The sequence below is a fragment of the Amphibacillus sp. MSJ-3 genome (assembly GCF_018919165.1).
GTDB lineage: Bacteria > Bacillota > Bacilli > Bacillales > Amphibacillaceae > Amphibacillus.
On record NZ_JAHLQM010000045.1, the window covers coordinates 1 to 12917 of the forward strand.

11 protein-coding genes and 1 tRNA gene are annotated in these 12917 nt (G+C 34.8%); 8 read left to right on the forward strand and 4 right to left on the reverse strand.

What is annotated here, in order from left to right:
- Positions 1-289: 289 nt before the first annotated feature.
- Positions 290-598, reverse strand: a complete 309-nt coding sequence (locus KQI76_RS10825) for a hypothetical protein (RefSeq protein WP_216400317.1) — start codon at positions 596-598, stop codon at positions 290-292.
- A gap of 128 nt (positions 599-726) precedes the next feature.
- Here KQI76_RS10825 and KQI76_RS10830 point away from each other — a divergent pair, with 128 nt between their 5' ends.
- A complete protein-coding gene (locus KQI76_RS10830) occupies positions 727-1170 on the forward strand; it encodes a helix-turn-helix transcriptional regulator (protein ID WP_216400318.1) in 444 nt (147 codons plus the stop codon).
- 30 nt (positions 1171-1200) lie between these two features.
- On the opposite strand, the gene KQI76_RS10835 is transcribed toward KQI76_RS10830, so the two are convergent.
- On the reverse strand, positions 1201-1869 hold the full coding sequence (locus KQI76_RS10835) for a helix-turn-helix transcriptional regulator (RefSeq protein ID WP_216400325.1): 669 nt from the start codon (positions 1867-1869) through the stop codon (positions 1201-1203).
- 195 nt (positions 1870-2064) lie between these two features.
- Between KQI76_RS10835 and KQI76_RS10840 the strand changes: the two genes are divergently transcribed.
- A complete protein-coding gene (locus KQI76_RS10840) occupies positions 2065-2310 on the forward strand; it encodes a YuzB family protein (protein ID WP_216400319.1) in 246 nt (81 codons plus the stop codon).
- A gap of 129 nt (positions 2311-2439) precedes the next feature.
- On the opposite strand, the gene KQI76_RS10845 is transcribed toward KQI76_RS10840, so the two are convergent.
- On the reverse strand, positions 2440-4248 hold the full coding sequence (locus KQI76_RS10845) for a methyl-accepting chemotaxis protein (protein ID WP_371817679.1): 1809 nt from the start codon (positions 4246-4248) through the stop codon (positions 2440-2442).
- Between the two features lie 681 nt (positions 4249-4929).
- On the opposite strand from KQI76_RS10845, the gene KQI76_RS10850 reads away from it, so the two are divergent.
- The 3 genes from KQI76_RS10850 to KQI76_RS10860 are packed head-to-tail and all read left to right on the forward strand — an operon-like array spanning position 4930 to position 8798.
- Positions 4930-7266 (forward strand): ribonucleoside-diphosphate reductase subunit alpha, encoded by a 2337-nt coding sequence (locus KQI76_RS10850; RefSeq protein WP_371817680.1) that lies wholly within the window; start codon positions 4930-4932, stop codon positions 7264-7266.
- A gap of 32 nt (positions 7267-7298) precedes the next feature.
- Complete coding sequence (locus tag KQI76_RS10855; protein WP_216400321.1) at positions 7299-8336, forward strand: ribonucleotide-diphosphate reductase subunit beta; 1038 nt, start codon at positions 7299-7301, stop codon at positions 8334-8336.
- Positions 8337-8351: 15 nt separating this feature from the next.
- The gene (locus KQI76_RS10860) at positions 8352-8798 is read left to right on the forward strand and encodes a flavodoxin domain-containing protein (RefSeq protein WP_216400322.1); all 447 of its coding nucleotides are present in this window, start codon (positions 8352-8354) and stop codon (positions 8796-8798) included.
- A gap of 132 nt (positions 8799-8930) precedes the next feature.
- On the opposite strand, the gene KQI76_RS10865 is transcribed toward KQI76_RS10860, so the two are convergent.
- On the reverse strand, positions 8931-9695 hold the full coding sequence (locus KQI76_RS10865) for a glucose 1-dehydrogenase (protein ID WP_216400323.1): 765 nt from the start codon (positions 9693-9695) through the stop codon (positions 8931-8933).
- Between the two features lie 561 nt (positions 9696-10256).
- Between KQI76_RS10865 and KQI76_RS10870 the strand changes: the two genes are divergently transcribed.
- From KQI76_RS10870 to KQI76_RS10880, 3 genes are all read left to right on the forward strand, one after another.
- Positions 10257-10329, forward strand: a tRNA-Ala gene (locus tag KQI76_RS10870).
- Between the two features lie 356 nt (positions 10330-10685).
- On the forward strand, positions 10686-12251 hold the full coding sequence (abc-f, locus tag KQI76_RS10875) for a ribosomal protection-like ABC-F family protein (RefSeq protein WP_216400324.1): 1566 nt from the start codon (positions 10686-10688) through the stop codon (positions 12249-12251).
- A gap of 511 nt (positions 12252-12762) precedes the next feature.
- A partial coding sequence (locus tag KQI76_RS10880) for a transposase (RefSeq protein ID WP_216400327.1) occupies positions 12763-12917 on the forward strand: 155 nt, incomplete at its 3' end.

A 12917-nucleotide genomic window follows, 5' to 3' on the forward strand; every position in this document is an offset into this window, starting at 1 on the left:
TCCATGAGAAGACCTCTTTTCAAATGTTAGTCGCGAAACTTACATTTATATTAGAGTGTCTTCTCTTTTTTTGTCTAGTATTTTGATTTAAGTATCATTGAGAAACATTATACACATACGGTTAACAGTGATAACACCTAACATTTAGCAGGAATTTTCTACATCCTCAACTAAGAGTTAGATGAACGAATTGGTCTTGTACTGACTGCTGATCATCAACCTATAATCTGTTGGTTTCCCGAATTACTGAAGAGGGAGACTCACAGCCAGTTGAACTAGGATAAAAAAATCATTTGCCGTAAACTGTCATTTGACACTCATTATCATTGATCCTTTTTGATAATGTTAATATAGCTTCAGATTTTGCTTCTAAAAATGTAGAGCCAAACCCATACCCTGTTATGATATTTTCTGATTCCATATTTAATGCCATTTGCCAGATTGGTGTCTTTTCCTCGACTTGAAAATGTAAACAAAGACAGTCCGGATACTCTGGGAGGATTAATATTTCAATTATGCGATGAATGGATTGATCTAGGCATAAATGTAAACCGTTTTTGTCTCGATCATCAATTTTGATTAGCAGGCATGCTACCATTTAATCACCTCTGTGAGTTCTTAATAAGAACATTGTACTACATGTTCCAACTAAGAACAACAAACACCTAAATAATTGCCTCAAGCATGATAGGATAAAAAAGGATAAAGAAACAGGAAGCAATAGTAATGATAGTGAGTGATAAAATGGCTACTATACAATTAGCTGCAAATATAAAATATTATCGAAAGCAATATAATTGGACACAGCAACAACTTGCTGATGAACTAAAGATTTCGCGATCTGTCATTGCAAAATGGGAAAGCGGTGACGTTTTACCTGACTTACCAGCTCTAATAAAATTAAGTCAATTATTTCATCAGACAATTGATCACTTACTGGGATTAAATAATCATAATGATCAAATACTAAGTGATTTCCAACAATTCTATCAAGCAAATACTGAAGAAGAGCTGATAATCGATGAGTCTTTTCTAGACTTAATTAGTTATTTAGTTAAAAATCCGACATTAAAAGAACAACTTGAGCAAATTACTCAATTACCAATTAAACAGCAAAAAGCTATTCAACGAATCTTTGGTACTTTGGTCAATGAAATTGACAAATTATAATTTATCATATAAAAGATCCCACTTAAACAATCAAGAGGGATCTGTTTTTTTATTAATTGTAGAATTATCTTTTATTACATATTTACAACTCTTACCGCCTTTAGCAATACACTCTACTCGTTCAATTTGATCAGTTCCAAGGACTTCTTTAAATAATTCAAGTTCATAATGGCAGGGTTTGTCATAGCGGTCGGCAATAGCCGCGATGGGACAATTAAATTGTTCAAACGTAATACTATCCTGTTCTTCCGCACTCTCTTCACTAAACTCAGCCATATATCCATTTTCTTGTTGAACATCAACGAGCTGTTCAACTCTTTCATTTAAAGGATCATCTTGAAAGATCCGACGACGATATTGTTTCCTCAACCTATTTTCACGATTTTTAAAGAGTGTATCAATCGCTTCATTTCCCATGTTCTCCTGAATATCCTGAAGAATTTCAACAACAATTTTGTCATAGTTATTAGGAAATGTATCGTGCCCTTCTGTTGTTAAACTATAAAATATAACGGGTCTTCCCATTGGCTGACGAACTGTTCTTGAAGTAACCAGTTTCTCAGACTGTAATTTAACTAGATGTTTACGCACAGCCATTTCAGTAATATCTAAAAATTCCTTTAGTTCACTCACAGACATTTCCTTATTTCTCTTTAATAATTCCATAATTGATTGTCTTGTTGTTTTCTCTTTACCCATTTCTAACACCTGCCCTTATTCCTATCTTATCTGAAACAGATTGTGAAGTAAATAACAAACTTAAAAATATAGCTATTTTTTTATACTATTTAGTCTATTATCTAACAATTTTCACGTATATTAAATGACAAAGTTCATATATTATCTTACAATTATAACTTAAATATATCATATTCTAATTTTGAGGTGGGTACAATGGGGATAATCATAGTAGAAATATGTGAGAGTAACTTACTGCAAACGATTGAAGCTGAGAACCTTTTTGAATCAGAATATCCTGAAGTATCCGTGCTTGTTAGTGAATGCCTCTCCTTTTGTGGACTTTGCAGATTTAAACCATTTGCATTAGTTAATGGGCGTAGAATTAGAGGAAGGGATATTGAAGACTGCATCAATAAAATTCGCCAAGCGATTGAGGAAGAACTTTTGAAATATAAATGAGCTGGAAATCTCTTATCTTCAATCTAAATCAGCCTAGTAATAGTTTTTTGATATAATCAGTCATTTTTGATCATAGAATAAAAACGCGTTAGCTATCGACATGAAGCTAACGCGTTTACCATTTTATCTTTATTCCATTTTAAATTGTTGAACTAATTCACTTAATTCTCTGGCAGATTCGAGTAATGTACTTGCGCCATTTGCTACACCTTCCATTGCACTTGAGGCTTCTTCAGCCGAAGCTGAGGTTTCTTCAACTCCTGCAGCTGATTCTTCTGATATTGAGGCAATTTCTTGGACCGCTTCATTGACTTTTTCTGAATCATTATTCAAATCCGCTAGACCTGCCATCACAGTTTGAACATGGGCTGTCATTGTTGAAATTGCTTCTTCTATTGCTTTAAAGCGAATACCTGTTGCTTCTATATCCTCTGTCCCTTGAGTTACTTCATTATATCCTTGCTTTAAAGCTGTAGAAACAGCTTGTGATTCCGTTTGAATGGTTTCGACAATATCAGTAATATCAACAACTGACTCATTAACTTGCTCAGCTAGTTTTCTAACTTCATCCGCAACAACTGCAAAACCAAGTCCTTGTTCACCAGCTCTGGCAGCTTCGATTGCCGCATTTAGCGCAAGTAAGTTCGTTTGATCAGCAATATCTTTGATTACTGCAACGAGCTGTGAAATTTGTTGTGATTGTTTGTCAAGCCCTTCTACTTTAATCACAGCATCCTTCACTATATGGTCAATACTATCCATTTGTTTAATCGATCGATCCATATATTCATTACCTAAACTTGTTTCTTTTAATACATCATTTGATGAAGTATTTATCGTTTCACTGCTTTCATTAATAGAAGAAATCTTCTCAGCAAAATCCTTCATCGTTCCAGCTAAATCACTGGCAAAATTCGCTTGTGTTTCCGTCCCTGATGCGAGTTCTTCCATAGTTGCGGCTATTTGCTCTGTACCTGATTTCACATCATCAGATGATTGATTTAATTGTTCACTTTGATTTCCCACTAGTAAAGATGTTTGTTTGATCGAATCAATCATGAAGGTGAGTTGTAGTCGCATTTGATCAATTGATCTAGATAGTCGACCTATTTCATCCTTCCCTTGATAATGAATCTCTGAATCTGTTAAATCACCGGATGCGATTCGATCACTCATCGTTACAACTGCCCTTAATTGTTTGGTAACATGACGACTGATTAAGACAATGATAATAAAAGCGATCACAAATGAAATTACCATACTACTCACCAACACGATTTGAGCAAAATTTTGACTACTTGATGCGTTTTCAGCCGCTAGATCACGGGACTCAATCATCAAATCACGTAAGTACTCTAAATATAGTGATGTTGTCGCTGTTAAATTATTATAACGGTTACTATACAAGCGCATTACTTTCTCGTCATCTTTATCCAAGGTAATAATCTCTTCATAAAACATATCATCTAATTGTTGATTATGATCCATAATTTCATTGTACAGTGAGATTTGTTGATCACCTACAACTAGTGCATCCAACTGTGTTAGAAGTTCAGCTATCTCTTCATTTTTTGCTTCAAACTCATCTAAGTGACTTTCACTTCCAAATTGGACATAACCCATTGCTGATAAACCTTTTGATTGAATGAGATCACTTAATTCAATTGTCAAAATTGCTCGATCAGCTTGGCTATTTAATATTTCCATATCCTTTTTAGCTTCTTTAATTGAAGCCGATACTAACATGGTAGAGATAACAAGTAAGATAAAGATAAAAATAAGTACAGATCCATATTTCCAACCAATTGATAAATTATGTAGACCAAACTTCCCAAACCTTTGTTTTTTCTGTTTGTCCTTCTTCCTCTTTGTAAATCGTTTCAAATAGCTTATTGATATCATTTTCTTATCTTTCTTTCCCTTTAAAGGTTTAAACACCACAATATCCTCCTCTTATTTTTTTCATTTCACTGATTCATTTTCTAATCAGGTAAAATTCTACTAATGTAATATACCTAACAACTGTTTCAAATAAGCATTTTTCTACTAAATATGGCGGTTAAACTAAGACATTAAGCCTATGTTTATATTATCGACATAAAATTTCAAAAATAAATACATACTTTTATCATAAGTAATAGAAAAAGTTAAACATGTATGAGTTGTATGTTGGTATAATAAATAAGTTTTTCCTCTATCACCCTACACAGATAGGCTGTAAAATCTGAATTCTAAATCTTTCAAAAAGAACCAAGCACTATAAATAGAGGTTAACGGCTAATATAACAAGTATTAGTAGTTCCAATTCTCTTTGAACGAACAAGTAACTGCTCTATATGATTCAAATGAGCATCTTACAGTCAGTTAATCTATGAACAAGCATTAATAAAGTGAAACTTCAATCAGCGGAAATCTCACTGACAGTTGCACTATGATAAAATTTAAGAAACAAGCTTTTTCTTAAATAGGAAAAATAGCCTATATCGTTTTTAATCGGTTATTGCTTTAATAGATCTATGACTTTATAAACTAATTAGTTATTTTAATAGACAAAATTGCTTTGATCGGTTAATATACTATATATAGTGAATTATCTGTTTCGAGATAACTATATATAGTATATTTTTATTTAAAATTATCTTTGTATACGATAAGAGTTACTTTAAGGAGGAACAATTCATGACAGTTGTTATTGATCAAATTGAAGAAAGGTTAACTCAACTTGAAAATGAGCATTCAATTGATTTAACATCATTAAAAGAAAAGATAAGAAGCGTGAGTGCAAATGGTGAAGATCCTAATGAAACAGCTCTATTCTATGCACTAAACTCAATTGCAATGGATCAACCGAAATGGACATTTGTTGCTGCTGATTTTTATTTAGAACAACTCTATCGCGAAGCAAGTTCAAATCGGAAATATAGTCATCACTTAAAATATGGAAGTTTTCCAAAACTTATTGAATTATTAACGGAAAAAGGGATTTATTCAGAAGAATTAAAGAATGCTTACACAACTACTGAACTTAAACAATTAGAAGCAGAGATTCAACCAGAACGTGATAAATTATTTAATTACATAGGGATATTTTTATTAGCTGATCGATATTTAGCCCGTGATCACGATCGCAATCTTTATGAATTACCTCAGGAGCGTTTTATGGTCATTGCTATGACACTAATGCAAAATGAAGCACCAGAGCAACGACTAGAACTTGTAAAGGAAGCTTATTGGGCATTATCTAATCTCTATATGACTGTTGCAACACCGACACTCTCTAATGCAGGGAAAAGCTATGGTCAATTGTCATCATGCTTCATTGACACTGTTGATGATTCTCTTGACAGCATCTACTTAAATAACTGGGATATTGCTCGTTTAAGTAAAGATGGCGGTGGAATTGGAATTTATTATGGTAAAGTAAGAGCACTTGGGTCAGATATTAAGAAATTTAAGGGTAATTCTTCTGGAGTTGTCCCATGGATAAGATTGATCAATGATACAGCAGTCAGTGTTGATCAACTCGGCCAACGTCAAGGTGCGGTAGCTGTTTATTTAGATGTTTTCCATCGTGATATTATGAATGGCTTTTTAGATTTAAAAACGAATAATGGTGATGAACGTCGGAAGGCTCATGATATCTTTACAGGTGTTTCCATTCCAGACCTATTTATGGAACAATTAAAAAAGACCGATCAAAATGGAAAAAGTATTGGTGAATGGCATACTTTCTGTCCGCATCAAGTAAAACAAATTATGGGATGGAAAGACGAAAATGGTCAACCACTTGGTTTAGAAGATTTTTATGATGAAAAAGATCATAAATATTTCACTGAAAAATATCAAGAAGCTGTTAATCATCCGTTGTTGCCACGCAAAACATATCGTGCAATGGATATTATGGCTCGCATTATGGTAGCACAACTAGAAACTGGAACACCTTATATGTTCTACCGTGATGAAGTAAATCGCCAAAATCCAAATAAACACGAACGTGGACTAGGCCGAACATCCATATACTCAAGTAACCTTTGTACTGAAATCGCCCAAAACATGTCACCAACGACAATTGTAAATGAGTATCAGGATGAAGATGGAAATATTGTTATTGTACGAAAACCAGGTGACTTTGTCGTCTGTAACTTATCATCTATCAATCTAGCAAAGGCCATACCAGCAAAGGTAATCGAGCGTCTTGTCCGTATTCAAGTCCGCATGCTTGATAATGTCATTGACCTGAACACGATAAGTGTAGGTCAGGCTGAAGCAACTAACAAAAAGTATCGGGCTGTTGGACTTGGTACATTCGGTTGGCACCACCTATTAGCCCTTGAAAAACTTTATTGGGAAAGTGATGAAGCTGTTGAATATGCCGATCGAATCTATGAAGACATTGCCTTTTATTCCATTCAAGCTTCAATGGAGTTAGCAAAAGAAAAAGGAGCTTATCAGAAGTTTTCCGGATCAGAATGGGAAACAGGACGCTATTTCGAACGTCGACAATATACTAGCGACCGTTGGATTAAGCTTCAAAATGAAGTACATGAACATGGGATACGAAATGGTTGGTTAATGGCTGTTGCACCTAACTCATCCACAGCAAAAATTGGTGGTTCAACAGATGGAATCGATCCAATTTATGCTGCTGAGTATGCTGAAGAAAAGAAAAACTTTAAATTTAAAGTAACTGCACCAGATATTGATCATAAAACATACGCATATTATCGTCGGGCACGTCATGAGCTTGATCAAATTTGGAGTATTAAGCAAAATGCTCGTCGACAACGCCATATTGATCAAGGAATTAGCTTTAACTTATATGTACGCCATGACATTAAAGCACGTGATTTATTGAATCTTCACATAACTGCTTGGGAAAGTGGCTTGAAAACAACTTACTATGTCCGAAGCACATCACAAACCGAAATTGAAGAATGTGAAGCATGCCATAGTTAAAAGCAAGTGATTGAAACAAGGAGAGAGATTAAATGACAACACTTAAGAAAGTTAAATTATTAAATCCTGCTAATCCAAATAAATCCACTGGACTGATTAATGGTCAGTCCTCTGGATTACTAAATTGGAATGATATTGCTTATCCTCAAATGTATGATTTGTATCAAACATTATTGTCGAATTTTTGGAAAGCACAAGAAATTAACATGCAGGATGATATTAAGCAATGGGATCAATTAACGGAAACAGAAAAGGATATTTTCTTACGCGTTAATACCCAACTTGCTTCATTGGATAGTTTACAAACTCCAACAATGACATCAGTAATGGATTATGTAACAGATTCTAGCTTTAAAGCTATTTTCGCGGTTATTGCTCAGCAAGAAGCTGTTCATAATGAATCCTATTCTTATATTTTAAGTTCTTTAGTCCCACTAAGTGAACAAAATGCTCGTTTTAATCAAGCAAAAGATGATCCGATTGTTCAAAAACGAAACCAACTTATTTTGGATAGCTATGATGCTTTCCACCAAGAGCCTACACCTCAACGATTATTTGAGTTAGCGATTAATTCGATTAACCTTGAAGGTATTTATTTTTATGCTGGTTTTGCCTTTTTCTATAATCTTGCACGTCAACAAAAAATGTTAAAAACAAGTACTATGATTAGTTATATTCAACGCGACGAAATGCAACATGCTTATTTTATTGCACAATTTATCCGGATTTTATTAACTGAGAATCCAGAATTAAATACAGAGGCAAACATTCAATTTATTTATGACACAATTGATCAAGCTGTGAAATTAGAAAAAGAATGGTCAGACTACATTTTACAAGATATTAATGGGATTGATTTAACCGAGTTTCACCATTATGTAGAATATTTAGCTAATAAACGTTTCCGCCAAATTGGTGTTGACAATCTTTATCCTGAACGTGATAACCCTATGGCATGGATTCATGTCTTTAGTGACGAAATGATGAATGAAACAAAATCAGATTTCTTTGAACAAAAATCACGAACTTATACAAAAGTATCTTCTTCAAATGAATTTGATGAGCTTTAGAAAGGATCGGTAATTATGAAAGCAGCGATTATCTATACCTCAGTCACCGGAAATACAGCTGTTCTTGCTGAGGAGATCTACATCGAAATGAATCATCACATTGACGACATTGATTTCTTAACCATTGATCAGGTTGATTTTGATGCCTTACCTGATTATGATATCATTGCAATCGGTACATACACCTGGGGGAGTGGTGAATTACCGGTTGAAATGGATGAGTTATTTTGGGAAATAGAAGAAAGAGACTTACAACATGTTATTACCGGCGTCTTTGGAACTGGTGATCGTTTCTACCCATACTTTTGTGGTGCAGTAGATCAATTCCGTGATATGCTTTATGTTCAATCACAACTAGCGGTTACATTAAAAGTAGAGCTTCTGCCACAAGGGGAAGACTTGAAGAAAGTCCCCATCTTTTGTGAACGACTACTTAGCAAACTTGTTTCTGTTCCTGCCTAATCTAAACCAGACGGTGAACCATCCTTTCCCTAGGTTCACCGTTTTTTTGATTCAAAATAATAGCAGATTCAATGCCTCAGCATTTTATTCAAGTCTGAGTCTTTAGCTAATTTTAAATAATACAATATTGATTTAACTGGCTGTCCAACCACCATCAGCCGTAATAATCGCACCATTTACAAAACTCGAAGCATCGGAAGCGAGGAATAAGGCAACTTCTGCAATTTCTTCAGCCTGACCCAATGGTGCTGAATTTCCACCGATTGAGCCAATTGCCTGACTTCCCAATGGATGTGGTTCGGTAATTGTTGATTGAATATTAGTTGCAACACCACCTGGTGCAATTGCATTAGCTCGAATTTTCCCATGGATACCGTAAGTTGCTGCAATATTCTTTGTCATCCCTAACAGGCCATGCTTGGAAGTAACATATGCCGCTCCTCCTCTGGCACCGAATAAACCACCGATTGAGGCATTATTAATTATAACGCCGCCTTTCTCTTGTTTTTCCATAATATTAATTGCCGCACGAGCAGCTTTAAATGGGCCTGTGAGGTTAATTGCAATAATACGCTCCCATTGCTGATCGGTAAGATCACCAACAGGGACAAAATTATCCATAATACCAGCATTGTTTACTAGAACATCAAGTGAACCAAACTTTTGAACAGCTTTATTGGTCATTTTATCAATATCTTCTTGGTTTGCTATATTACTAACTAAACCGATGGCCTCATTACCACTTTCAGCAATTGATTTAACGACTTGATCTAAACGTTCTTTGTCAATATCAGTTGCTACTACTTTAGCGCCCTCTTCAGCAAATTTTCTTGCTATTGCCTCTCCCATCCCAGCAGCTGCACCTGTTACAATAACTGTTTTACCTAGTAATTTCATCTAAAAACCTCCCCATTCAATTTATTTACCTACAATTTAATTGTATATGTTTATTAAATAGCGATCAATTAGTTTGTGAATTATTTCACATATCATTAAAAAAGATTTGAACTTTGTCTTCACAAATTTTTAAAAGCAAAAATAGAGAAAGTATTCTATCGTAAAATATATGCTTGCCAAGGCAAATCCATTTAGAAAGAGGCCTTCTCACGGAAGATATGATAACAAGTATTTATAAAGTAAAACTTCAATCAGTGGGGGTTAGGCTTACAGGACCTGGTAGGTCTAGTCTGCCTTCCCTTATCCCCACTGATTATTACTACCACAAGGGTATGACCTAAAGACCCTTGATCCAATCGGACCATTGCTGTCAGTTGATCCCCCACTTGCTTTCTTGCTTTACTTCAAATACCTAAAGTGGGAGTCTTACTGACAATTAACCTGCGGAAGAATTTTACTGAAAGCAAATAGCTTAATTAAATTTAAAGAACAAGTACATTATTGAAATAAGGCTTGAGAATTTACCTAATATCGGCTATAATAATCTAGGATTCAACTTGAGGGGCATTAGCTCAGCTGGGAGAGTGCTACACTGGCAGTGTAGAGGTCAGCGGTTCGAGCCCGCTATGCTCCATCACAAAACCAAAGATTTTAATTCTTTGGTTTTTTTGTGTCTAAATCCAAGTTTGGCAATAAAGTTTGACAAAACTGATTTACATTCGTTAAACTAAAATTAACCATTATTGAAAGGGTGAATTTTTAGCCGATGAAATTATAATCCTATTTTTTTAGTCTGAACTAAATCTAAGTATAATTAAATTACTCAAAACGAGTATTTTTTTGCATGCTTTCATTTAGTCAAACGAGAATAGGATGTAATCGACTATATTCTGATTTTAAATAGTGCTCCAATGTCGGTGCCTTCCTATTTTCTTATCCAATTAAGATTAAGTAGGAGGCTTTTTTGTCTTCTACAATGGAGTGAGCAAAATGGTTATTGTAGAATTAAATAAAGTAAAAAAAATAATCAACGGAGAAACATTATTTGAAGTTGATCAACTTTTTGTTGAAAAACGGGCTCGGATTGGATTAGTCGGTAAAAACGGCTCTGGTAAATCTACTTTAATAAATTTAATCGCTGAAAAACAAGAGTTAGAACAAGGACAGATCATGCGTTATGGGTCGATCAGCTTATTACCACAACTTAAAATCGCTGACACTTCCGAAAGTGGCGGTGAAATAACCCAACGCTATATTAATGGAACACTAGCGAAAAAAGCTGATTTACTATTAGCCGATGAACCAACAACCAATCTCGACCAAAATCATATTCAACGATTATTAACTCAACTTAACCGTTGGAAAGGAGCAATCATACTCGTCTCACATGATCGTTATTTCTTAGACCAATTATGTGAACAAATTTGGGAAATAGATCAAAAAAAGGTTCATGTATATCCAGGAAATTATAGTGATTACCGGGAGCAAAAACAATTACAAATTGAACAACAGAAAGAAGCTTTTGCCCAATATATAAAAAAGAGAAAACAATTGGAACGTGCCTTAATAAAGAAAGAAGAGAAAGCACAGCGGGCAACCAAAAAGCCGAAACAGCTAAGTTCATCTGAATCCCGAATTATAGGAGCAAAACCTTACTTCGCTAAAAAACAAAAAAAGCTTCACCAAAGTAAAAAGGCAATCGAAACTAGACTAGAAAAAATTGATGCCGTCGAGAAGGTTTATCAAGAAGCACCGATAAAAATGGAACAACCAGGTGCAAAAGGATTGTCGGGGCGGATAGTTTTTAGAGCGGACAATTTACTTGGTAGAATCGGAAACAAAGTTCTATGGGAACCAACAACCTTTCAAATCAAAGGCAACGATAAAGTCGCAATTATTGGAAATAATGGTGTTGGGAAAACGAGTTTGATAAAAAAACTGATTAATCGGGTCGAAGGTGTCGAATTCTCTCCAGCAATCAAAATCGGTTATTTTGATCAAAAACTAAATAACCTTGACCTAGACCAATCAATTTTATCTTATGTAAGCAAAAATGCTATCCAATCAGAAACAATCATTCGAACATGTTTAGCTCGGCTTCATTTTTATCATGATGATGTAGACAAACCGATTCATACTTTGAGTGGTGGTGAGCGTGTCAAAGTTTCTCTAGCAAATTTACTCGTTAGCGATGTTAATATGTTAATCTTGGATGAACCAACCAATTTCTTAGATATTGATGCAATTGAAGCACTTGAGTCGTTGTTGTTAGCTTATCCAGGTACTGTTTTATTCGTTTCCCATGATCAACGCTTTATTGAACGTCTTGCAACAAAACTGCTTATTATTGAAAATCAAATGATTCGGTTATTTCCTGGGACATATCATGACTACCTTCATCCTCCTAAAGATAAAAGTAATTACGAACAAAGAAAACTGGTGTTAGAAACTCGGATTTCTGAAGTATTAGGTAAACTAAGTATTGATCCCACGGAGGAACTTGAACAAGAGTTTCAGACATTGTTAAAAGAAAAGAAACAACTGCTTAATGAGTAGGTAATTAAGCATCGGTGGTTGATTTAATAATCAATCACCGTTTTTTGTCTTCTGCCTTAGTGACTTTTTCCATCCAACTAAGTGGGACTGGGACTGCGGTTACTCGTCCCATCGAAAACATTTGTTACTACCACAAGGGGATGACCTAAAGGCCCTTCAACCAATCGGGCCGCTACTGTCAGTTGATCTCACACTTGCCATTCCTGCTTTTCTACGAATGCTTGAAATGGGAGTCTTACTGACAGTTGCACTGCGATAAATAATCAATCATTATTTTACAGAAAACACAATACGAACACTTGATCCTGTATTGATTTTTTGCTATCATGTTATTAGAGAATACACCCCAGATTAATCCTCATTATTTTAACGGATTTCCGAAAGAAGTCTCCCATCCTCAAGGAATGAGAAGGGCGATAGCCCAATGAGTAGATGAGAGATGAATTTCGGTTGGCTTTAGCCAAAGCTTGTGATACAATCAGCCTTAGCTGGATAAAGGACTGATATACCAATGAAATTAGATAACAATAATCATTCAGTGTTCTTATTGCACTATCATCTTGTGCTGGTTGTAAAATATCGTAGACAAGTATTTGATAATGAAATATCTGATTTTGCAAAAGATATGTTCGCTGAGATTGGAAGTAAATACAAAATTTCTTTAGT

Excerpts from the sequence above, each read along its gene's own strand:
- KQI76_RS10825 (WP_216400317.1), bottom strand. The coding sequence starts at position 598 with ATGGTAGCATGCCTGCTAATCAAAATTGATGATCGAGACAAAAACGGT.
- KQI76_RS10830 (WP_216400318.1), top strand. The coding sequence starts at position 727 with ATGATAGTGAGTGATAAAATGGCTACTATACAATTAGCTGCAAATATA.
- KQI76_RS10835 (WP_216400325.1), bottom strand. The coding sequence starts at position 1,869 with ATGGGTAAAGAGAAAACAACAAGACAATCAATTATGGAATTATTAAAG.
- KQI76_RS10840 (WP_216400319.1), top strand. The coding sequence starts at position 2,065 with ATGGGGATAATCATAGTAGAAATATGTGAGAGTAACTTACTGCAAACG.
- KQI76_RS10855 (WP_216400321.1), top strand. The coding sequence starts at position 7,299 with ATGACAACACTTAAGAAAGTTAAATTATTAAATCCTGCTAATCCAAAT.
- KQI76_RS10860 (WP_216400322.1), top strand. The coding sequence starts at position 8,352 with ATGAAAGCAGCGATTATCTATACCTCAGTCACCGGAAATACAGCTGTT.
- KQI76_RS10865 (WP_216400323.1), bottom strand. The coding sequence starts at position 9,695 with ATGAAATTACTAGGTAAAACAGTTATTGTAACAGGTGCAGCTGCTGGG.
- abc-f (WP_216400324.1), top strand. The coding sequence starts at position 10,686 with ATGGTTATTGTAGAATTAAATAAAGTAAAAAAAATAATCAACGGAGAA.